The organism is Candidatus Latescibacterota bacterium (assembly GCA_020633725.1).
GTDB lineage: Bacteria > Krumholzibacteriota > Krumholzibacteriia > JACNKJ01 > JACNKJ01 > VGXI01.
This window is the reverse complement of record JACKDC010000001.1, coordinates 989,074-1,010,885: the sequence shown is the minus strand read 5'-3', so window position 1 is coordinate 1,010,885 and position 21,812 is coordinate 989,074. Positions and strand designations below refer to the sequence as shown.

At 72.3% G+C, this 21,812-nt stretch carries 17 protein-coding genes and 1 tRNA gene; 9 read left to right on the top strand and 9 right to left on the bottom strand.

What is annotated here, in order from left to right; translation table 11 throughout:
• Position 1: 1 nt before the first annotated feature.
• A complete protein-coding gene (locus H6693_04440; GenBank protein ID MCB9515416.1) occupies positions 2–1,291 on the top strand; it encodes an NAD(P)-binding domain-containing protein in 1,290 nt (429 codons plus the stop codon).
• Here H6693_04440 and H6693_04435 read toward each other — a convergent pair.
• Positions 1,288–2,127 carry a sulfurtransferase gene (locus tag H6693_04435; GenBank protein MCB9515415.1) on the bottom strand — a complete coding sequence of 280 codons (840 nt, stop codon included), beginning with the start codon at positions 2,125–2,127 and terminating at the stop codon, positions 1,288–1,290. The two genes, H6693_04440 and H6693_04435, sit on opposite strands and share 4 nt — an antisense overlap.
• 229 nt (positions 2,128–2,356) lie before the next feature.
• On the opposite strand from H6693_04435, the gene H6693_04430 reads away from it, so the two are divergent.
• On the top strand, positions 2,357–3,460 hold the full coding sequence (locus H6693_04430) for a hypothetical protein (protein ID MCB9515414.1): 1,104 nt from the start codon (positions 2,357–2,359) through the stop codon (positions 3,458–3,460).
• A gap of 72 nt (positions 3,461–3,532) precedes the next feature.
• Here H6693_04430 and H6693_04425 read toward each other — a convergent pair whose 3' ends face one another.
• Genes H6693_04425 through H6693_04415 form a run of 3 tightly spaced genes read right to left on the bottom strand, consistent with a single transcriptional unit; the run spans position 3,533 to position 7,124 of the window.
• Entirely contained in the window at positions 3,533–4,129 is a 597-nt protein-coding gene (locus H6693_04425) for a hypothetical protein (GenBank protein ID MCB9515413.1), read from the bottom strand.
• Entirely contained in the window at positions 4,126–4,668 is a 543-nt protein-coding gene (locus H6693_04420) for a sigma-70 family RNA polymerase sigma factor (protein MCB9515412.1), read from the bottom strand. The genes H6693_04425 and H6693_04420 overlap by 4 nt, the downstream gene beginning before the upstream one ends.
• A complete protein-coding gene (locus H6693_04415; protein ID MCB9515411.1) occupies positions 4,665–7,124 on the bottom strand; it encodes a CHAT domain-containing protein in 2,460 nt (819 codons plus the stop codon). Before H6693_04415 ends, H6693_04420 begins: the two co-directional genes overlap by 4 nt.
• A gap of 173 nt (positions 7,125–7,297) precedes the next feature.
• Between H6693_04415 and H6693_04410 the strand changes: the two genes are divergently transcribed.
• From H6693_04410 to lexA, 3 genes are read left to right on the top strand one after another with little or no spacing between them, the layout of a single operon-like run.
• The gene (locus H6693_04410) at positions 7,298–8,485 is read left to right on the top strand and encodes a DNA polymerase IV (GenBank protein MCB9515410.1); all 1,188 of its coding nucleotides are present in this window, start codon (positions 7,298–7,300) and stop codon (positions 8,483–8,485) included.
• Positions 8,482–9,084 carry a hypothetical protein gene (locus H6693_04405; GenBank protein MCB9515409.1) on the top strand — a complete coding sequence of 201 codons (603 nt, stop codon included), beginning with the start codon at positions 8,482–8,484 and terminating at the stop codon, positions 9,082–9,084. The genes H6693_04410 and H6693_04405 overlap by 4 nt, the downstream gene beginning before the upstream one ends.
• Entirely contained in the window at positions 9,033–9,665 is a 633-nt protein-coding gene (gene lexA, locus H6693_04400; GenBank protein ID MCB9515408.1) for a transcriptional repressor LexA, read from the top strand. Before H6693_04405 ends, lexA begins: the two co-directional genes overlap by 52 nt.
• 66 nt (positions 9,666–9,731) lie before the next feature.
• On the opposite strand, the gene H6693_04395 is transcribed toward lexA, so the two are convergent.
• Positions 9,732–10,226 (bottom strand): glutathione peroxidase, encoded by a 495-nt coding sequence (locus H6693_04395; GenBank protein MCB9515407.1) that lies wholly within the window; start codon positions 10,224–10,226, stop codon positions 9,732–9,734.
• 188 nt (positions 10,227–10,414) lie between these two features.
• On the opposite strand from H6693_04395, the gene H6693_04390 reads away from it, so the two are divergent.
• The 3 genes from H6693_04390 to H6693_04380 all read left to right on the top strand — a co-directional run bounded on the left by H6693_04390 (position 10,415) and on the right by H6693_04380 (position 15,305).
• Complete coding sequence (locus H6693_04390; GenBank protein ID MCB9515406.1) at positions 10,415–11,752, top strand: NAD(P)/FAD-dependent oxidoreductase; 1,338 nt, start codon at positions 10,415–10,417, stop codon at positions 11,750–11,752.
• Positions 11,753–11,861: 109 nt separating this feature from the next.
• On the top strand, positions 11,862–14,831 hold the full coding sequence (locus tag H6693_04385; protein MCB9515405.1) for a fused MFS/spermidine synthase: 2,970 nt from the start codon (positions 11,862–11,864) through the stop codon (positions 14,829–14,831).
• A gap of 42 nt (positions 14,832–14,873) precedes the next feature.
• On the top strand, positions 14,874–15,305 hold the full coding sequence (locus H6693_04380; protein ID MCB9515404.1) for a DoxX family protein: 432 nt from the start codon (positions 14,874–14,876) through the stop codon (positions 15,303–15,305).
• Here H6693_04380 and H6693_04375 read toward each other — a convergent pair.
• Positions 15,281–17,467: a response regulator gene (locus H6693_04375; GenBank protein ID MCB9515403.1), complete on the bottom strand. Its 2,187-nt coding sequence runs from the start codon at positions 17,465–17,467 to the stop codon at positions 15,281–15,283. The genes H6693_04380 and H6693_04375 overlap by 25 nt on opposite strands.
• 262 nt (positions 17,468–17,729) lie before the next feature.
• Positions 17,730–17,804 (bottom strand) — tRNA-Glu (locus H6693_04370).
• Between the two features lie 281 nt (positions 17,805–18,085).
• On the opposite strand from H6693_04370, the gene H6693_04365 reads away from it, so the two are divergent.
• On the top strand, positions 18,086–18,676 hold the full coding sequence (locus tag H6693_04365) for a YceI family protein (GenBank protein ID MCB9515402.1): 591 nt from the start codon (positions 18,086–18,088) through the stop codon (positions 18,674–18,676).
• A 90-nt stretch (positions 18,677–18,766) separates the two neighbouring features.
• Here the strand turns inward: H6693_04365 and H6693_04360 are convergent, their stop codons facing one another.
• Both H6693_04360 and H6693_04355 read right to left on the bottom strand, forming a co-directional pair.
• Positions 18,767–19,720 (bottom strand): tetratricopeptide repeat protein, encoded by a 954-nt coding sequence (locus H6693_04360; protein MCB9515401.1) that lies wholly within the window; start codon positions 19,718–19,720, stop codon positions 18,767–18,769.
• Complete coding sequence (locus H6693_04355; GenBank protein ID MCB9515400.1) at positions 19,717–21,795, bottom strand: S9 family peptidase; 2,079 nt, start codon at positions 21,793–21,795, stop codon at positions 19,717–19,719. The genes H6693_04360 and H6693_04355 overlap by 4 nt, the downstream gene beginning before the upstream one ends.
• Positions 21,796–21,812: the final 17 nt, after the last annotated feature.

Sequence of the window (21,812 nt, the reverse complement as noted above, 5' to 3'; positions counted from 1 at the left end):
GGTGGAGTCGCTTCTCATCTGGGCCGTCGCGGCGGTGGTGATCCTCGCCATCTTCGTGCCTTACTTCCGCAGCTTCCAGAAGCGCGAGCGCGAGATGGCCGCGCGCCGCGCCGAGGCCGTCTCCCTGGGCGCCGACCGCGCCATCGCCCAGCATCCCCAGGTGGACGAGACGCGCTGCATCGGCTGCGGCGCCTGCGTCGACGCCTGCCCCGAGGGCGAGGTGCTCGGGCTGGTGGGTGGACGTGCGGTGATCATCAACGGGCTGAAGTGCGTGGGGCACGCGCTCTGCGCGGCGGCCTGCCCGGTGGGGGCGCTGGCCGTGGGGCTCGGCGACATCGGCGCGCGCGACGACATCCCCCAGCAGGACGAGCACCTGCAGACCAACCTGCCCGGCGTCTACGTGGCCGGCGAGCTGAGCGGCTACGCGCTGATCCGTAACGCGGTGGCGCAGGGCGTGAAGGCGGTGGAGCACATCGCGAATCAGCCGCGGTCGGAGAACGGGCTGCTGGATCTGGTGATCGTCGGCGCGGGGCCGGCGGGGCTGAGCGCCGCGCTGGCCGCCAAGCAGGCCGGCCTGCGCGCCGTGGTGGTGGAGCGGGAGCAGCCGGGCGGGACGATCTTGCAGTATCCCCGCAAGAAGCTCGTCCTGACGCAGCCGGTGGAGATCCCGCTCTGGGGCGCGCTGGACCGCGCGGAGTACCGCAAGGAGGAGCTGCTGGCGATCTGGGAGGAGATCATCGAGCGCTTCGAGCCCGAGCTGAACATCGGCTGCTCCGTGGACGCCATGTCCCCATTGCCCGGCGGCGGTTACCGCGTCCACGCCGGCGAGCGGCAGTGGGACTCGCGGCACGTCCTCCTGGCGCTGGGCCGACGGGGCAGCCCGCGCAAGCTGGGCGTGCCGGGCGAGGTCGCCGAGAAGGTGCTCTACAAGCTCCTCGACGCGCGCTCGTTCAAAGGCGAGCGCGTGCTGGTGGTGGGGGGCGGCGACAGCGCGGTGGAGGCGGCGATGGGTCTGGCGCACCAGTCCGGCACCCACGTGACCCTGTCCTACCGCAAGGAGCGGCTCTTCCGCATCAAGCGCCGCAACGACGAGCGCTTCCAGCCCCTGGTCCAGGAGGGCCGCGTGCGCACGCTCTTCAACTCCGAGGTGCTGGCGATCGAGCCGGACGCCGTCACGCTGGCGGTGGACGGGCGCGAGGAGCGGATCCCCAACGACCGCGTCTTCGTCTTCGCCGGCGGCGTGCCGCCCTTCGAGATGCTGAAGGCGATGGGCCTGCGCTTCGGCGCCTAGTCGCGCTCCCGCGGACTGCCGGGCGTGCGCACCCACTCGGCCCAGGAGCCGTCGTAGAGGGCGGGGGTCCCCCGTCCCAGGCGCGCCAGCGCGAAGATCACGACACAGGCCGTGACGCCCGACCCGCAGTAGACGCCACCCGGCGCCGCGGGCAGCGCGGCCGCGTCCACGCGACGGCGGAGTTCGTCGTCTGGGAGGAGGCGGCCGTGGGCGTCCAGCAGCTCCGCGTAGGGCAGGTTCACGCTGCCGGGGATGCGCCCAGGCTCGCCCCAGGGCTCGGGCCCGGCGCCGGCGTGGCGCTCGGGCGAGCGGGCGTCGACGAGGGGCGTGCCGCCTGCGAGCCCGGCGAGGACGGCCGCGCGGTCGAGCACCGGCAGCCGGCCGGGCGTGGCCGGCCGGTCGACCGCGGCCGGTGCGGCGCGGCCCGTCTCCACCGGCAGACGGGCGGCGCGCCAGGCGGGCAGGCCGCCGTCCAGCAGGGAGACGCGCCGCTGGCCGAAGTGGAGAAAGGTCCACCAGGCGCGCGACGCGGCCGAGGCCACGCCGCTCTGGTCGTAGACGACCACGTGGTCCTCGGGCCCGATCCCCAGCGCGCCGACGCCCGCCGCGAAGGTCTCCGCGTCGGGCAGCATGTGGGGGACGTCACCCGAGGGCGTGGCGACGCGGTCGATGTCGAAGAACACGGCGCCCGGCAGGCGGGCCTCCGCGTGCGAGGCCCGGGGGTCGAGGCCCTGGGCGGGGGCGATCCAGGTCGCGTCGACCAGGCGGAGCCCCGGACGCCCCAGCTCGGCGGCAAGCGCTTCTGGGGCAATCAGTTCGGCATCTTCCTTGCGCATGCTGCGAGGGATCGCACGGCGCCGGGCGGCGGGTCAAGTGGCATTCCTGCAATCAAGACATTGACGTGCAAAAATACTGAAATTCCCCTTGCATGATTCAAGACCTCGTCCTAGGGTAGCCCCGCCCCTGGGAGGCCTGCGAGGCGCCGATGGCGACCGCGGCGGCGAACCCGGGGGCGAGCGGACCCGGCAGGGTCTAAACCGACGCAATCTCGAGGGAGGATCAGCGATGAAGAAAGTCGTGCTGCTCGCCGCCGTGCTGGCCGCGATGTGTCTGGCCACCGCGGCCCAGGCCGAGAGCTCTCTCGTGGGCCTGGTGCAGACCTGGTGGTCCTACACGGCCTACACGCATCCCGACAGCTCGGATCTCGACGCCACCCAGACCGGCTTCGGCGTCCGCCGCGCCCGCATGGGCTACAAGTACAAGGGCGGGGACATGACCGGCAGCTTCCTGGGCGACATGAGCGGGACCAGCTTCACGATCCTGGACGCCTACGCCGACTACAAGTTCCACGAGAAGGCCAGCCTCCGGGCCGGCCGCTTCATCGGCGTGCAGAGCCAGGCGGCGGGTCTGACTTCCTCCGCGAAGCTGGACCTCGTGGAGCGCACGATCGTGGGTCGTCGCTTCGGCTCCGGCACCGTGGGCGGCGACTACCGCACCTTCGGCGCCCAGCTGACCGTGGTCCCCAACGAGATGTTCACGGTCCAGTTGCTCGCCCACAACGGCAATGGCAGCTGGAGCATGGACTACGTGCCGTCCAACAACAGCCACGGCGATCCCTACCACACCACGATGGTCGATACCGTCGCGGTGCTGACCCCGACGATGGCGGACACCGGCGCGCTGCCGCAGCTGGACTTCGGCATCCAGGCCAAGCCCATGGAGGGCCTCGACCTCGGCTTCACCTACGGCGTGCCCAACGAGAAGCGGAACACCACCGGCTCGATGTCGGCCTTCGCCTACTACACGGCCGAGGAGTACTACTTCAAGTTCGACTTCGCCCAGCTCATGCACAATCCGGTCTGGGACGACGACGACCAGGACTTCACGAGCATGGGCTACGCGGTCACGGGCGGCTACAGCGCCAACGAGAACACCGAGCTGGTGGCCCGCTACGAGTCCTGGGACAACAACACGGACAAGGGCACCGACGACGGCGACTTCCTGACCAAGAACCTGAGCTTCGGCGTGAACTACTACGTGAACCCCGAGGCCAAGTACGATCAGGTCTTCAAGGCCGCCTTCACGCTGCGCATGGATGACACGCCCGACGGCGTGGACATCCCGGATCCGTACCTCTTCCAGCTCATGTGGCAGATCTACGTGCACTAGTCGGCGCGGGATCACGAGCACCCGAGCGCGATGGGACGGGGAGGGCAGCAGCCCTCCCCGTTTTCTTGGGGGTCAGCGGCGCGCGTCGGGGCTCGTGAAGTGCAGGGGTTCGCTGGGCCGCAGCTCGGCGCCGGCGCTGTCCACGGGCACGACGCGCCAGAAGCCGGCGTCCACGGCGGCCGCGTCCGCCGGCAGGATCAGCAGCGTGTCGCGCGCGACGGCGTCGTAGCGCAGCGTGGCCTCGCGGTCGTAGAGCTCGAAGCGGTACTGCGCGGCCGACGGCTCGCGCTGCCAGCGGAACTGCCGCGGCGCCGCCACCAGCTCGCCCTGGGGCTCCAGTCCACGCAGCGTCCCCGGCAGGCTGCGAAAGCGCGGCGGCTCCGGCGGTGCGCTCAGCTGCTGCTGCCAGCGCGGTCCCAGCCAGAGCAGCGCGATGGCCGCGGCCAGCGGCAGCACCACCGTGAACAGGCGGCGCAGCGCGGCGCGCGGCGCCGCGCCCCGCGCCCGCTCGAGCGCGTCCTGGATGCCGAGCTGCGCGTAGAGCTCCTCGCTGGCCTCGGGGTCGGCGAGGATTGTCGCCTCCAGCGCCGCGCGTTCGTCGGGGGGCAGGTTTCCGTCGCGATAGGCTGCCAGACGCGCCTCGCGCGTCTCGTCGCGTCCTTGCGTCATGGGCGCACTCCTCGGTCGAGCAGGATGGTCTTCAGCCGCGCACGGCAGCGGTAGAGCCGCCGGTAGAGCACGGCCGCGTCGAGCCCTTCGCGGTCGGCCAGCGCCGCGGGGGCGTCCCCGGCGAGTACGCGCCGCAGGTAGCGCGCGCAGTCGGCCGATTCGCGGGCCAGCGCGCCCAGGGCGGCCTCGAGATGCCGCCGCAGCTCGCTGGCCTCCAGGGCCTCGAGGGGATCGGCGCCGGACTCGCGCTGCTCGCGCGCGCTGGCCGCGGCGCCGTCGAGGGGCTCGTGGCGGCGGTGGCGTCGCCATTGGTAGTGATTGCCGATGCAGTTGCGCAGCACCTGGAAGCACCACGCGAGGGAGGGGAGTTCGGGCGCGCTCTGCTCCGCGGGCCCGAGTCCCTTCTGATAGACGATGCGCAGCGCCTCCTGCACCGTGTCCTCCACTGCGTCGGGAGCCAGACGTCGTCCGGCGATCTCCACGAAGCGCTGGCGCAACAGCTCGAGCCAGCGCTCGCGTTCCTCACGCGACGGACTCATTTGCCCAGCGCTCCCGATCTCCCGCCCGGATTCCGTCGGCGATCCGCGCGCGCGGCGAGCCACCAGCCCAGCAGCGCGACGAGGGGCAGCAGGACGAGCCAGCGGCCCCGCCCGCCCGCGGACGCCAGGGGGTGGTGGGCCAGGGCCGGCACGGGGGCCGCTCCCACGCCGCTCAGCACGAAGGCCGCGCGATCGCGCAGCGGATAGCCCGCGTCGGCCAGCTCGCGCCGCGCGCGGCGCAGGGCGAGGTCGCGGCTGTCGCCGTCGCGCAGGGCGGCGTAGAAGCGGGCCATGAAGCGCCGGGCGGCGCCGTCTTCCACGTCCCAGAGGCTGGAGACCACGCTGCGGCTCCCGGCCACCAGGAAGGAGCGCGGCAGCCCGAAGCTGCCCTCGCCGGGCAGCACGAGGCCGAGGCTGCTGCGGCAGGCGCTCAGCGTGACGAGATCCGCGCTCAGCGGCAGGCTCTCCACCTCCCGCGCCGGCAGCAGCGCGCTGCTCGCGCCTCGGGCGAGGAGCAGGGCGGCGTCCTCGCCGTTGAGGGGATTGATGAGGGCGTGCGTCGCGAAGTGCAGCACGGCGCGTCCGGGGCCCGCGCTGCGCAGGGAGTCCGCGCTCGCGGCGGCGCCTTCGAGGAGGCGGCAGCCGTCGACGGCGATGTCCCGGATCTCGCGGCGCGCCTCGGGCAGCGCTTGGCCGCCCAGCCCGCGGCTGGGGTCGCGCAGGGCGTCGCGTTCGGCGCGCAACGCCGGCGGGTCCGCGAGGGCCAGCATGCCCGCGGGCGCCGCGCGCCGCTCAACGAGCAGGGGCAGCGCGCTGGCGCTGGGGAGGTAGCTGACGCCGAAGCGCTCGCCCAGGGGCCCGTCCGCGGTCGGCAGGGCTTCGAAAGGGAAGCCCGCCAGCGCGTCCGGCGCCACGATGGCCAGGCGCTCGACACCCGCGGGCAGCCTGGCCAGCACCGGTTCGAGCAGGCGCCGCGACAGGCGCGACAGCGGCGGCAGGCAGAGGCTGTCCGGACTGCCCGCGGCCATGAGGCCGAGGGCGGCGCGGGCGTCGGCCTCGAGGTCGAGGACGTTGCCGAGGGGCAGGTCGACCACCTCGAGGCCCGCGGGCAGCACGGCCATGACCAGCAGGGTGTCGCTGGCGAAACTGTCGTATTGGATGAGGACTGTGTCCATGGCTTTGAGCGTCGCGCGAAGTGAATCCAGCGCGACGGGCGCGTCGCCGCCCAGGCGCTCGCGCAGCAGCGGGGCGCGACCGCGCTCCAGGGCGGCCCAGGCGTCCTCGGGGTGACCGCGCCGCAGCCCGCAGCGCGCGAGGGCCGTGCAGATCTGGGCGCCGCGGCGCTGCAGCCCCGCGCGCGTGGCCGGGTCCTCCTGGGCCTCGCGGTCGACCTCGAACGCGGCGAGCGCCGTGCTCAGCAGCGACTCCGCCTCGGCCACCCGGCCCAGGGCGAGGAGGGCGCGGCCTTCGAGGCCGCGCGCGTCCGTGAGCAGCGGGGCGTGGCCCAGCGCCTCGAGCTCCGGCCGCAGCGCGCGCGCGGCCTCGAGGCAGTCCGCGGCGCGTCCCAGGTTCAGCAGCAGCTGCAGGCGCAGGTTGCGGCAGAAGACCGCGTAGTAGCGCTCGCCCCGGGACTCCAGGGTGGCGATGCCTTCGTCGAGCTGCGCCAGCGCCTCTTCGCTGCGGCCGAGCTCGTCGAGCACTTCCGCCCGCCGCACGAGGGCCAGGCCCAGCGAGGCGCCTTCGTCCTCGGCGCGCGCGTAGGCCAGGCAGGTGTCGGCCCAGGCCAGCGCCTCGGTGCGACGTCCCTGCGCGGCCATCAACTCGGCGCGTCGCAGCAGCGACGCGCCCATCCCCTTGCGGTTGTCGGCGAGACGGTCCCAGCGCTCGGCCTCGCGCGTGGCCTCCAGCGCCTCGCCGACGCGCCCGAGCTCGTTGTAGACGTTCGCGATGTTGCCCCAGGTCACCCCCAGCCCGAAGGTGTCGCCCAGTGCCTCGCGCAGCGGAAGCAGCTCGAGCCAGCTGGCCGCGGCCTCCTCGCGATGTCCGCCCGCGGCATGTCCCACGGCGATGGCGTTGAGCAGGCTGGCCTCCATCTTGGCGTGCCCGTGCCCGCGGACCATGGCCAGGCCCGCGCGCCAGGTGTTCAGCGCGTCGTCGAGGTGTCCGAAGCGGAAGGCGTCGATGCCCGCCCACTCGTAGCCGCGCCCGGCGGCGCCCACGAGTCCCGCGGCCTCGAGGCTGTCGGCCAGCGACAGCAGCGCTTCGCGATGGGGGGCCAGCGCGCTTTCGTCGCTGGGGCGCTGCGGGTAGAGGACCTTCGCGCGCTCGAGCAGCCGCGTGGAGTCGGCGGCCAGGGGGGCGGCGCCCTCCGCGCGCAGCGGCGCGGGTTCGCGGGCCAGCAGGAGCGCCGGCAGCGCGAGCGCCAGGAGGCACCGGTGGCGGAGCGTGGGGCGCATGGCGGGCTTGCCCTCGTTATGTTGTCTAGGGACAACGGGTTGTGCGCAGAATGCTAGCAGGAGACCGCGATCCTCGCCAGTTTTTTCCGCGTCGGGCTTGACCTGTATACCTGGGTATAGTAGCGTACATGCGTTGCCCGGCGGTGGTGCCGGCGCAGTGGAGGTGCTGGCCCGTGTTCACGCCCGTTCCCGCTCTCGCCCACGTCGACATGGATGCGTTCTACGCCTCCGTGGAGCAGCGGGATTTTCCGGAGCTGCGGGGCAAGCCGGTGGTGGTGGGGGCCAGCGATCCCACCCGGCGGGGCGTGGTCTCGGCGGCCAGCTACGAGGCGCGCCGCTTCGGCATCCACAGCGCCATGCCCCTGCGCACGGCCTATCGGCTCTGCCCCCAGGCCTGCTTCGTGGGTGGGCGCATGGACGTCTACGCCGCCGAGAGCAAGCGCATCATGGCCATCCTGCGCGACTACTCGCCGCGGGTGCAGCCGCTCAGTCTCGACGAGGCCTTCGTGGATCTCACGGGCACCGAGCTGATCTTCGGCCCGCCGGTGGAGACGCTGCGCCAGATCAAGGCGCGCGTCCTGCGGGAGACGGGGCTGGTCTGCTCGGCGGGGCTGGCGCCGGTGAAGTTCGTCGCCAAGATCGCCTCGGACCACGACAAGCCCGACGGCTTCACCGTGGTCACGGCGGAGGGGCTGCTGGACTTCCTGCACCCTCTGCCCGTGCAGCGGCTCTGGGGCGTGGGGCCCAAGACGCTGGCGCAGCTCGAGGCCATGGGCATCGCCACCATCGGCGATCTGGACCGCCTGGGCGAGGCCGAGCTCGAGCGGCGCTTCGGGCGCTGGGGGCTGCGCCTGGCCCGTCTGGCCCGGGGCGTCGACCCCCGCGCCGTGGAGGCGGAAGCGCCGGCCGAGCAGTCCGTGGGGCACGAGCACACCTTCGACGAGGACCAGGACGAGCTTCGGGTCCTCGAGCGCACCCTGCTGGAGCTGTCCGAGAAGGTGGCCCGCCGTCTTCGCCGCCAGGGTGTGGCCGGCCGCACGCTCACCCTGAAGCTGCGCACCGCCTCGTTTCGCACGCTGACGCGTTCGGTGACCGGCAGCGAGTACCTCGACCAGGGCCTGCTCATCTTCCAGGCCGCGCGCCGTCTGATGACGGACGTGGACCGCCGCGGGGAGAAGGTGCGCCTGCTGGGCATTTCGCTGCGCAAACTGCTGCCTCGGGACGCCGTGCCCCCCAGCCTCTTCAGCGCCGAATCCCCGGAGCGGGAGGCGCGGCTGGGTCAGGCCATGGACGCTCTCGGGGAGCGCTTCGGACGGGACTCGGTGCGCCGGGCCCGCCTGCTGGGAAGGAGTCAGCCATGATCGACGGCAGGCAGATCGACCTCTTCGCCGCCGCGGCTGTGCCCCGCGCGGATCTGGGGCTGGCCGAGGCGCTGGACAACGCGCGCCGCTCGCTGCTGAGCGTGGCGGACGACGCGACCAGCCCGCCCCCGGGGGCGGGCGCCCCCGCCCTCTTCGCCCTCTGCCCCGGCTGCCCCGTGCATCCGGAGGGCGGCCTTGTCGCCGCCGCGGAGGTCGCGACGGAGGACTGCCCCGCCGGCGCGCGCCTGGCGGCACAGCTCACGACCTTGGCCGGGGGGGAGAAGCGCCTGTGGGCCGAAAGGGAGGGTTCGGCTCACGCGGGTTCGGTGGAGCGAGAGACGCTCGCCCGCTTTTCTCCCCCGGCGACTTTCCATTCCGGTGCGGACGCGCCGCCCCGGATCGACTTCTCCTTGACGGCTCTCGGACGCCTGTGTTCGGGTGCCGTCGAGGCGGTGAGCGCCATCCTCGTGGCGCCGCCGCGCCGCCTGCTGGCGGACGGCGGACGTCGCCTGCGGCGGCGCTGGTATTTCCACAGGAGGCAGGCGATATGTCGCCAGAGGTTCTCACGGATCGCCAACGATCCGTCCTTGATTTCCTGAGGCAGTTTCTCAGGGAAAACGGCTATCCCCCTACCATCAGGGAGATTGCCGCACACTTTGACATGCGTTCACCCCGCGGGGTGCAGGACCACCTGAAGGCCCTGGAGCGCAAGGGCTACATCCGCCGCGCCAAGGAGCGCTCGCGGGGCATCGAGGTCCTGAAGCTCGGCGACGGCCGCGAAAATCCGCGGAGCAACGTCGTGCGTCTGCCCCTCATCGGGCAGGTGGCCGCGGGCGCCCCGGTCCTCTCCGAGGAGAACATCGAGGAGTGGATCGAGGTGGACGCCTCCTTCGCCGCGCGGGAGGGCAACTTCCTGCTGAAGGTGGTGGGGGACTCCATGGTCGACGCCCACATCCTCGACGGCGACACCATCGTGGTCAGCCCGCAGGAGACGGCGCGCGACGGCGAGATCGTCGTCGCCCTGGTGGACGACGAGGCCACGGTGAAGACCTTCTACAAGGAGCCCGGCGGCATCCGATTGCAGCCGGAGAATCCCCGCCTGAAGCCGATCATGGTTCCGGCGGGGAGCGCTGACGTGCGCATCATCGGCAAGGTGGTGGCCGTCATGCGCGTGCTCTAGACGCAGGCAGCGGAAGGCAGGGGTCCGTCCCCGCTCTCCCGAGCGGGGGCGGACTCGCCTCGCCGGTCAGCCCGCCAGCGCTTTCTCGATGGCTTCGACCAGCTCGGCGTCCTCGGGCTTGGTGCGCGAGCCCCAGCGCGCGATCACGCGACCCTCCCGATCCACCAGGAACTTGTTGAAGTTCCAGCCGATGTCTCCCGCGAGCTCGGGATCGCCGCCGCCCGCCGTGAGGTAGCGGTAGAGCGGGTGCTGCGCGTCGCCCTTCACGTGGAGCTTGGCGAAGAGCGGAAAGGTGACGCCGTAGGTGCTGCTGCAGAACTCGCGGATCTCCGCGTCGCTGCCGGGCTCCTGGCCCATGAAGTCGTTGGCAGGAAAGGCCAGCACCTCGAAGCCCTGGGCGTGCAGCCGCTCGTAGAGCGCCTCCAGCCCCTCGTACTGGGGCGTGAAGCCGCACTTGCTTGCCACGTTCACCAGCAGCAGCACCTTGCCGCGGTACTCGCCGAGGGTGGCGGGGCTGCCGTCATTGCGCTCGAGAGGGATCGTGTACAGGGAGTCGGGCATGGGGACCTCCGGGACGTCCGCGCGCTTGCTGGCCCCGAGGGCCAGCGCGACCGCGGCGAGAAGTGCGAGGGCGGCGACGATGCGCAGGATCATGGCGACGCTCCAGGTGAAGGGTGCGACTTGTTTGGGCAAGAAGATCAACTATGTTGTACGCGTCAAGCCGGGCCGAAAAGGAGGGGAGACGGCTCATGGGCACCCCCACGCGCATCGTCATCGTGGGCGCGGGCTTCGCCGGCGCCACGTGCGCACGGACCCTGGAGCGCGCGCTGAGGTCGCGGCGCGACGTGGAGATCGTCCTCCTGGACCGGCACAACTACTTCGTCTTCACGCCCCTCCTGGTGGAGGCGGGCACGGGCAGCCTCCACCCGCGGCATGCCGTCGTCTCGATCCGCGCCTTCCTGAAGCGCAGCCGCTTCGTCATGGCCGAAGTCACGGCGGTGGATCCCGCCGCCCGGCAGCTGCGCTACCGCCTCGAGCCCGGCGCCCCCGAGCGCGCGCTGGACTACGACCACCTCGTGCTGGCGCTGGGCAGCGTCACGCGCCTGCCGCCCGTGCCCGGCCTGGCCGAGCACGGCTTCGAGCTCAAGAGCCTGGCCGACGCGGTGGCGCTGCGCGACCGGGCCATCGCGATGCTCGAACTGGCGGAGGCGACCGACGACGACGCCCAGCGGCGCGCCCTGCTCCACGTCGTCGTGGTGGGGGGCAACTTCAGCGGCGTCGAGGTGGCCGGCGAGTTCCTGGCCTTCCTGCGCGAGGCCAGCCGCCGCTACGCGCGCGTCCGCCCGTCGGACTGCCGCGTCACCCTGGTCGAGCTCGGCGACACGATCCTGAGCGCGCTGGGCGGTCCGCTGTCCCGCTACGCGGAGAAGCGGCTCGGCAAGATGGGGGTGGACGTCATCACGCGCCACGCCGTCGACGCGATCGGCCCCGCGCACGCGCAGCTCGACGACGGTCGCCGCCTCGACACGCGCACCGTGATCTGGTGCGCGGGCATCGCCGCCCCGCCGCCGCTCTGGGACGGCGCCCTGCCCACCGATCCGCAGGGCTGGCTGCTCTGCGAGCCGGACATGCGCATTCGAGGGCAGGAACGCGTCTGGGGCATCGGCGACTGCGCGGTCAACGTGGACGCCGCCGGCCGGACCCTTCCGGCCACGGCCCAGAGCGCCGTGCAGGAGGGCGCGCAGCTGGCCGGCAACCTGGCCGCCGTACTGCGCGGGGACGCGGCGCGCCCGCTGCGCTACCGCGACCGGGGCGCGCTGGCCGCGCTGGGCTGCCGCACGGGTGTCGCGCAGGTCTTCGGGATCAAGCTGTCGGGCTTTCCGGCCTGGTTCCTGTGGCGGACCGTCTACCTGTCCAAGATGCCGGGCCTCGGGCGGAAGCTGCGCGTCACGCTGGACTGGACGCTGGACCTGCTCTTCCGGCGGGACGTCGTCGCGCTGGGCCTGCACGCACGGCACGCGCACAGTGCCCCCGGGACGCGGCAGGCCGCTGCGGCCGGGTCCGAGGCCGCCCGCCCCCCCGACTAGCCCAGGTTTGCGCGGACGGCCCCGCCGTGCTACTAGGTAGGGGTCGGGACGCGCGCCGATCCGACAGCCGTCGGTTTTCTCTTTCGCCCGAGCCCAGGAACCGGTCCCGATGTCCCTTCGCGCCCAGCACCCGCTCTACGCGCCGCTCGTCTACCTTGCCTTCTTCTTCTCTGGGGCGGCGAGCCTCATCGCCGAGGTCACCTGGAACCGCATGCTGATCGTGGTGGTGGGCAACTCGCTCAGCGCCACGGCGATGATCCTCGTGATCTTCATGGGGGGGCTGGGGCTGGGCAGTCTCCTCGGCGGGCGGCTCTTCGGCGCCCGACGTGGCGACCTGCGTCCCTACTTCCTGATGGAGCTCGCCGTGGGGGCGCTGGTGCTGCTGTCCCCGGTGCTCATCGGCGCGCTCACCGGCGCTTTCGAGTCGGCGGCGGGTCGGATCGATGCGCAGGCGGGTCTCGCGATCGTGCGCGTGCTGATCACGAGCTGCGTGCTCCTGCTGCCGGCCATGCTCATGGGCGCCACCTACCCCGCGATCGCGGCCGGCGCGGCCCTCGACGACCCCCGCCGCGGCAGCGCCCGCACGAGCTACCTCTACGCCATCAACACGCTGGGCGCCGCTCTCGGGACCTACGCCGCGGGCTACCATCTCCTGCTCGAGTTCGGTGTGGGGCTGACGCTGCGGATCGCCTTCGGGCTCTACCTGCTGGCGGCCGGCACCGGTGTGCTCGCCGGCCTGCTGCGCCGCTCGGCGCCACGCGCCTCGGAGGCGAGCGCCGCTCCCGCGGCGGACGTCTCCGTCGCCACGCGGCGCGGCTTCCTCCTGGCGGCGAGCGCGACCATCGGCTTCGTCGCCCTGGCCTACGAGGTCCTGCTGACGCGGCTCAGCATCCTCTACCTCGGCAACGCCGTGTCGGTCTTTCCGCTGGTCTTGACCGCTTTCCTGCTGGGCACGGGGATCAGCGCGCTGCTGGGGACGCGGCTTTTCGATCGGGTTGCCGCGCGTCCCCGCGGCGGTGATCGCCTCTTCGCCATCACGGCGATCGCGGCGGGGGCGGCCGTCTTCGCGGCGCCCTATCTGCTGCTCGGAGACTGGATCGTCGGCGCTGGCGAGTTCGCGCGTTTCGCGGACAGCACGGCGCGGAATCCGCTGCCCGTGCTGCTGGTCATCATCACGCCGACGCTGCTCCTCGGCGCGCTGCTCCCCATGGCCATTCGCATGCTGGGTGGGGCGGGTCGTGGCCCCGGGGCGGCCCGGACCGCCGCGACGCTCTACGCCGTCAACACCGCCGGCGGGTTGCTCGGGGCCGGCGTGGTCAATCACCTGCTGGTCCCCGCCATCGGGATGCAGGGCGCGCTGCTCCTGCTCGCTCTGCTCGGCCTGGCGGTGGGACTGATCGCGGCGCTCGCGCCCGGTCGGCGCCCGTCGCGCTGGGGAGTCGTGGCGGCTTCTACGGCGCTGATCGGTCTCCTGCTCGGCGTAGCGGCGCCGGACATGGTCGACCGCTATGCCCAGAAGATCGCGCGGGGTACGCTCGCGGAACGGGCCACGGTGCGTCTCATTCGCGAGGGCCGGGCGGCGACGGTGACGGTGCTCGATCAGCAGGACAGCCGCCTGGGCGACTATCGCGACATGTACCTCAATGGGGTCGAGGAGGCGTCCACGCGCTACTGGCACGTGCAGCTGTTCAAGCTGCTCGGCAGCCTTCCCGTCTTCAGCCATGCCTCCGACGCGCCGAAGGACTGCCTCGTCATCGCCTTCGGCGCGGGAATCACGGCGGGGTCGACCCTGGCCACGGACGAGGTGGGGCGTCTGGACGTCGTGGATCTCAACCCTGACATCGAGGAGATCAACGATCTCTTCACGGAGGTCAACGGGGACGTCTTCCACCGGCCGCGCTTCCACTTCCACAACGACGACGGGCGTGGACACCTCGTCACCACGCACCGCCGCTACGATCTCATCATCGGCGATTCGACGCACCCGCGCGCCTACGACAGCTGGATCCTCTACACGCGCGAGTTCTACGAGCTCGTGAAGCGGCGCCTCGCCCCGGGCGGCGTCTTCGCGCAGTGGGTGCCGGTGCTCGGTTCGATGCGCGGGGAGCTGATGCGCATCCACCTGAATACGTTCCGCACGGTCTTCCCCAACGCGACGGTCTGGTACGTCTACGGCAGCGATCAGGCCTTCCTGATGGCGACGCCCGAGCCCTACGCGCTGGACGCCCCGCGCCTGCAGTCCCGGCTCGACCGGCTCGCACCGTGGTTCCGGGCGGAGCACTACCAGCTCGACAGCGTGCGGCGCGTCGGCGGCTTCTTCTGGATGGACGGCTCGGCCATGGCCGCGTTCATCGGCCCCGAGACCCGGGTGAACACGGACGACGCGCACTACTTCGACAAGCAGTCCGCGGTCTGGCCGCTGCCGCCGGCTCTGCAGTTGCCGATGTTCCAGGCCGCGTTGCCGCCCCATCTCAATGGCGGCGACCGCAGACTCGCCGAGGCGATTCTCGACGAGCAGCGCGTCGCCGGGTTGCTCGCGAGCTATGGTTTCTATCGGAACGAGAATGACCTGGCCACCGCATGGTGCCTGGATCCCGGCAACGGTGACGCCGACTGGTTCATGCGCCTCGCGACGGGAGGACGTCTGCCCGAGGGGGACGGCTTCTGCCTGGAGAACGAGATGCGCCAGTACCGCGAACTGATCGCCTCTCACCCCGACAACGACCGTGCGCTGAACGGGCTCGCCGATCTGCTCATCCAGGCCGGGCGCTACGACGAGGCGATCGCCGCCGCGGACCGGGCACTCGCGCTGGACCCGAGCTCGGGGATGTACCTGGATACGCGCGGCTGGGCCCTACACAAGGCGGGCCGGAGCGCGGAGGCCGTGACGGTCCTCGAGCGCGCGCTGACCGCGCTTCCGCGCCATCCGATCGTGCTCTATCACCTCGGCGCCGCCGAGTCGGCCGCCGGCGCGGAGTCGGCCGGCCGCCGGCATCTGCGCGCGGCGCTGGAGGCGTCGAGCGATTTCGACGGCGCCGCCGAAGCCCGCACCCTCCTCGATCAGACCGAACAGCGCTAGCCCCGGAGCCGTCGGCCCCGACTCACACACGAAGGAGACCCCATGCGCGCCCTCCTCTCCCGCGCCCCGCTGAACACCGATCTCGGTCTGCTGCTGCTTCGCCTCGCGGTGGGCTTCAGCATGCTCGTCTTCCACGGCTGGGGAAAGCTCACCGGCGGTCCGGAGGCCTGGGCGCGCGTGGGCGGCAGCATGGGCAATCTGGGGATCGGACTCTGGCCCGAGGCCTGGGGACTCGCCGCGGCGCTCGCGGAGAGTCTGGGCTCGCTGCTGCTCATCCTAGGCCTGTTCACGCGGCCGGCGGCGGCGGTGCTGGCCTTCACGATGGTCGTGGCGGCGGTGCAGCATCTGAACATGCCGCCGGAGGCCGCCAACGCAGGGTGGAAGGGCGCGAGCCACGCGCTGGAGCTGCTGGGGGTCTACCTGGCGCTGCTGCTGGTCGGGCCGGGCGCCTACGCGTTCACGCGCGGCCGCTGAGGCAGGTCGGCGCCGTCGGCCTGGCCCGCGAGGGGACGTCGCGGGAGCCCCAGCAGGGGCAGGACGGCCGCGGCGAGCTGCTCGAGAGTGAAGGGCTTGGCCAGGTGGACGTCCATCCCCGCCACCAGGCAGCGCTGGACGTCCTCCTCGAAGGCGCTCGCGGTCATCGCCACCACGGGCAGGTGAGCGCCCCCCTCGGCCTCGCGATCCCGCAGCGCACGGGTGGCCGCGAAGCCGTCCATCACGGGCATCTGGCAGTCCATGAGCACCAGGTCGACGCGCTCGGCGGCCAGGGCCGCGAGCGCGGCCTCGCCGTCCGCCGCCTCGCGCACCAGCGCGCCCAGTCGCTGCAGGAAGCGGCGCGCGATGAGCCGGTTGACGTTGTTGTCGTCCACCACGAGCACGCTGCGCCCGGCCAGCGGGCGGGAGGCGAGGGCGCCGGCGACGTCCTGCTGCGCTTCGGGCGACGTGGCCGCCAGGTTCAGCGCGCGCAGCAGCGCGCTGCGCAGCGGCGCAGGGCTGAGCGGCAGCGGCAGGGCCTGGGCGCGGGTCGCGGTGTCGGCGTCCAGCACCGGCGCGCCCAGCAGCAGGAGCGGCGGGTGTTCGGCGGGCAGCGCGTCGGGCAGATCGCCGGCGAGGAGGACGGCGTGGACGGGCGGCGCGTCGCGGTCGCTCAGCCGCTTGGCGAGGTCGTTCGGGTCGTCGAGCGACTCGGCGACGAGCCCGCCCTCACGGCACATCGCGGCGTGAAGCGCGCGGCGTGTCGGGTTCGCGTCCACCACGAGCGCCCGGCGGCCACCCAGGGGCGCCCAGGCCGCGAGCTCGCGCTGGCGGTGCGCGGTGTCGTCCTCGGCCACGGCCAGCGGCAGTTCGAACCAGAAGCAGGCGCCGTGGCCCTCGCGGGAGACGAGACCGATCTGCCCGCCCATCAAGCCCATCAGGCGCGCGCTGATCGCCAGGCCCAGGCCGGTGCCGCCGAAGCGGCGGGCGGTGGAGACCTCGGCCTGCTCGAAGGCCTTGAAGAGCCGGGGCTGGATGTCGGGCGGGACGCCGATGCCGTCGTCCTCCACCTCCACGCGCAGGCGCGGCGCATCGGCGGTGCTGCCCTCGGCCAGCGTCGCGCGCAGGCGCACGCCGCCGTGCTCGGTGAACTTGATGGCGTTGGAGATCAGGTTCGACAGCACCTGCAGCAGCCGCGTGCGATCGCCCTCGACGCGGCAGGGCAGCGGGGGCTCCACCGCATGGATGAGCACGAGGCCCTTCCGGCGGGCGCTCTCCGCGAAGAGTCGGCCCACGTCGTCGAAGAGCGCGCGCAGCGTGAAGGGGGCGCGTTCGATCTCGAGTTTGCCGGCCTCGATCTTGGCGAGGCTGAGCACGTCGTTGATGATGGCGAGCAGCGAACGGCCCGACGCGGCGAGCGTCTCGGCCAGCTGCCGCTGCTCGTCGTCGAGGCGTGTGGTGCTCAGCAGCTCGGCCATGCCCAGCACGCCGGCCAGCGGCGTGCGGATCTCGTGGCTCATGGTGGCGAGGAAGGAGCTCTTGAGCTCGGAGGCGCGCAGCGCGGCGTCGCGCGCCTTCTCCAGGTCCCGCGCGCGCTGCTCGAGCGTGCGTTCGGCGGTGACCACGAAGCCCGTCACGATCACCAGCACGACGATGAAGATCGACAGCATGTCGCCGCTCGTGAGCTCGATCTCCGACGGGATCGTCACGAAGTTCTCGCTGACGCGAAGGCCGACGACGGTGACGGCGCTCGCGAGTCCCCAGGCCGTCGCCGCGCGCGCCCCGCCGTAGTAGCCAGCGGCGAGCGGGATCAGCATCACGTAGTAGAGCGACGGGCTTCGCGACTGCCCCAGGAGCACGGCCGTGCCGACGATGCCGGCCATCCCGAGCGCCGTCAGCAGATGCGTCGCGACGTGCCGGCGGGTCCGCGTCGGGTTGCGGAGGACCCACGCGCAGACCAGTCCCATGCCGAAGACCGATGCCCACTCGATCAGTGCCGCCAGCGGCGCACCCTGCAGGAAGCGGCGCACCGCCACCAGCGCCACGGCGCCGCCCACCAGGGCCGTGAAGCCCAGCATGCGGCGCAGCCAGGCCACGGTCTCGGCGTCGGCGCCGGTCGGCACGAGCCGGTGGCGCAGTCCGGGAAGCGAGGGGAACTCCATGACGCTACAAGCAGCAACCCACATGCCACTTCCGGAGGCCCGAGCGAATTCGGGCCGTGATATCCGTTCCCTAGTGCCGCGGAGAGTGTTGCCAGGCTCTGGGCTGAAGGGATAAACCGCTGTCCACCAGGCAGTTAGGCCTGGGGTGGGATCCGGGCCAGCGCAAGTGGGCCACTGGGGTGTCAGTCAAGCGGATGGGGAGATCGGGACACAATCTCTGCGGCATAAGGAATGAAAAAGGGCCGCTGGGCGCGGCCCGGGGTATCCCCAACGGGATTCGAACCCGTGTCGCCAGATCGAAAATCTGGTGTCCTGGACCTGACTAGACGATGGGGACAGAGCGCTAACCCGGGGGTTGAGCGCGGCCAATCTAGCAGCCGCATCGGGCCCTGTCAACGCGTCCCGTATCTCGGAGTTGCCGCCCCTGATTTCGCAGCTGCCGGCAACGCGCGGGGAACCGTGCGCGGCCGCTGGACTTCCCTTATATTTGCCGGGTGATCGCAGTCGGCGCCCGTGACAACGCAACGGGCCCGACCGCTGGCGCGCGGAACCCCGGCAGGATGCCGGGCATCTCAGGTTCATGCCTGATTCGACACTCTGGACCGAAAGCGAGGAACAATGATCCGCAAGAGCGTCGCCCTGGCCGGCCTTCTGGTGCTGGCCTTCAGTGCCCTGGCCCAGGCTGGGACCTACAGCATCGATCCGGCTCACTCCAGCGTGAGCTTCGTCGCCCGCCACATGGTGGTGACGAAGGTGCGCGGCCACTTCGACACCTTCGAGGGCAGCGTCCAGTTCGAGGAGGGCAAGCCGGAGAGCTGGCGCGTCACGGCCACCATCGACGCGAACTCCGTCAACACGGGGGTGGAGAAGCGCGACGGCCACCTGCGCAGCCCTGACTTCCTGGACGTCGCCAACTACCCCGAGATCACCTTCAAGTCCACCGGTGTGAGCACCCACAAGGGCGGAGGCTGGGTGCTGAACGGCGACCTGACGCTGCACGGCGTCACCAAGCCCATCTCCCTGGACCTCGAGTACAACGGCAGCATCCAGGACCCCTATGGCAACACGCGCGCGGGCTTCACGGCCACCGGCGCGCTGAGCCGCAAGGACTACGGCCTCACGTGGAACAACCTGCTGGAGACCGGGGGTGCCGTCGTGAGCGACGAGATCCAGATCGAGATCGAGGTGGAGGGCATCCTCCAGAAGTAGGCACAAGCCAGGACTCCACCGTGGAAATGCCCGGCCAGTCGGCCGGGCATTTCCATTGGTTTCATCGCGATAGGGCCATCACCTGAAAGCTTACTTCACTCCGCCCAGCTCGGCGAGGCGCTCGAGCCGCGCCTCCTCGTTGGCCTGCAGCCAGGGGTCCTGGCTGAGCAGGGCGTGGGCCTTGGCGAAGTAGGGGCGCGCCGCGTCCGCCTGGCCCTTGGCCAGCAGCAGCTCGCCGAGCTCCTCGTGGACGTACCCGTCGCCCTGCCCCCCGGCCTCGGCCCACTGCCGCTCGAGGTCGCGCTGCATGGCCAGCGCCTCATCGAGGCGGCCCAGCGAGCGCAGGCAGCGCGCCACGCACCACTCGGCGATGCGGATCTCCGGCTGCCGGCCCTTCTCGCGACGGAAGTCCAGGGCCTGCTCGAAGAGCGTGAGGGCCTTGGCGTAGTCGCCCGCGTCGTGGTAGCTCCAGCCGGTGTTGTTCAGCAGCGAGCCGAGCCAGCCGCGCGCGCGCGGATCCTCGCTCGCCTGGGCCATGTCGATGGCCTTCAGATTCCACGCGAGCCCCTCGTCGCCGGGCGACGCGATGCCCAGCATGTGCGCCGCGTCCACGGCGTAGAAGTCGAGCTTCCGCTCCTGGGCCTGGCGGAGCGCGGCGTCGAAGTAGGGGATCGCGGTGGCGGCGTCGCCGTCGGAGTTGTAGGTGCGCCCGCGCTCGAGCAGGATGCGCACCGCCGCCGTGCCGGCCTTGCCCCCGCTGACGCGCTCGGCCTCGTCCAGGATGCGCCGCGCCTCCTCGAAGTTGCGCTGCAGCCCCTCGCAGCGCGCGATCTGGCTGAGTAGCTGGGCGTGCAGGTCGGGGGCGGCCTGCTCGGCCTCGGGCAGCAGGGCTCGGAACTTGACCTCCGTGGCGGCGGGGTCCCGATAGTCCCAGAGCGCGTCGAAATCGGCGACGGACATGGCGGCCTCCTGGCAGCGGGGGGTGAGGGGCGCGGCGGCCAGCAGGGCCAGCGCGAGTAGGGCCGTGGCCCAGGGTCTCATCATCGGCGCTTCCTCCTCGCGGCGGGCGGCGACAGCCAGCGCTCCAGCCAGGCGAAGACCTCGCCGTACCAGTGGACGCTGCTCTGCGGCTTCAGGATCCAGTGGTTCTCGTCCGGGTAGACGACGAGCCGCGCCGGCAGCCCCATCGCCCGGTAGACGTTGTAGATCTCCAGCCCTTGCTGGTAGGGCACCCGGTAGTCTCGCTCGCCGTGCAGGACCAGCATCGGCGTGGCGAAACCCTCGGCGTGGCGCATGGGATTGTAGCGGTCGAGGCCCTCCAGGTCAGCCCAGGGCTCCCCGCCCATGGCCCGGCGCCGGCCCTGGGTGACGTCCGACGCGTACTGGCTCTGCAGGTCGCTCACCCCGGCGTGGTTCACCAGGCACTTGAAGCGTCGCGTCTTGGCTGCAAGCCAGGCAATGAGATAGCCACCATAGCTCCCCCCGGCCGCCGCGAGGCGCTCGGGGTCGGCGAGCCCTTCCGCGACGAGCGCGTCGGTGGCCGCCATGACGTCCTCGTAGGGCTGATCGCCCCAGCGGCCGAGGATCGACGCGGCGAAGTCCTGGCCCCATCCCGTGGAGCCGTGGAAGTTCACGCAGGCGCAGAGGCAGCCCGTGCTGGCGAAGAGCTGCGCGTTCCAGCGCCAGTGCCACTGGTCGCCGAAGACGCCGTGCGGCCCGCCGTGCACGAGCTGCAGCAGCGGACGCCGCCGTCGCCGCGGCCCCGGTGGGTGGATCAGGAACATCTGCACCTGACGTCCACCCGCTCCGCGGAAGCGCCGCTCCTCCACCTCGCCGAGCCGGCGCGCCGCCAGCAGGGGCCGCGTGAAAGCCGTGAGCTGGCGTGGCGAGGCGCCGTCCAGGCCCATGCTGAGCAGTTCGGGCGCTTCGCGCAGCGACGAGTGGTTCACCAGCAGCCGCTCGCCGGCCGCGGCGAGGCCCGAGTAGGTGCCGCCGCGGCGGAGCAGGCGGGGCGTCGCGACGCCGCTGCGGCGCGCGGCCGCAAGCGGGAAGCCGTAGACGCCCACGCGCGCGCCCGTCTCGGCCAGCAGCAGCAGCTGGCGGCCGCGGTCCGCGAAGGTCCAGTCCTGGGCGGACGCGTCCCAGTCCTCGGTGAGCACCTGCTCGTCGCCGCTCGCGCGGTCGCGCAGCACGAGGCGCGTGCGGTCGGCGTAGAAGTCGTGCTCGCGGCGCATGCCGTAGACGAGGCTCCGCCCGTCCGGGCTGTAGCGCGGCCGCCGCGCGCCGCCCTTCCAGCAGCCGCCCAGCGCGCGCGGCCTGCCCGGCCGCGGACGGCCGTCGGCGCCCCAGCGCAAGGCAACGGTGAAGACGCCCCAGCGCCACGGGTCGTGGGGGGGACGGCTGGCGCAGGCGGAGAAGGCGAGCTCGTCGCCGTCGGGCGCCAGGTCGTACTGGCCGCTGGGGTCCATGGGCTCGAACCAGCGCTGCGAGCCGGGCGTCAGGTCCACCGGGGCGCCGCCGTCCGGATCGAGCCAGAGCAGATGGTGGTGGCGATCGGTCTCGAGCCAGTGGTCCCAGTAGCGGTAGACGCGATCCTCGCTCACCCGCGCGCCCACCTTGTCCGCGGCGCGCGCGGCGCGCAGCGCGGCGGCGCCCTCGGGGCCGGGGGCGTCCGCGGCCATCTCGCTGACGACGACCAGGCCGCGCCCGTCGGGCATCCACGTGGGATCCGCGACGCCGAAGGGCAGGTCGGTGAGGCGTCGCGCCTCGCCGCCGTCCAGGCGGAGCAGGTAGAGCTGCGGGCGGTCGCCGAAGGCGCCGTCGCCCTCTCCCGGTTCGCGCAGGTAGACGATGCTCCGGCCGTCGGGCGCCCAGGCGGGCTGCCGGCAGGAGTGCTCGGGCGCGGTGAGGGGGCGGGCGCCGTCGGCGCGGCCGCCGGCCCCCGCGCCGCGCGCGTCGGCGGGCAGCAGCCAGAGGCGGCTGCGGCCGCGGTTGGCGTCCAGGTCGTAGTCGGTGACCGTCACCAGCACCTGGCGCCCGTCCGGCGACGGGCGAGGCGCGCCCACGCGGGGCAGTCGCCAGAGGTCCTCGGCGCTGAGAGGCGGCAGTGCCTTGGCCATCGCGTTCCTCCCTGTGT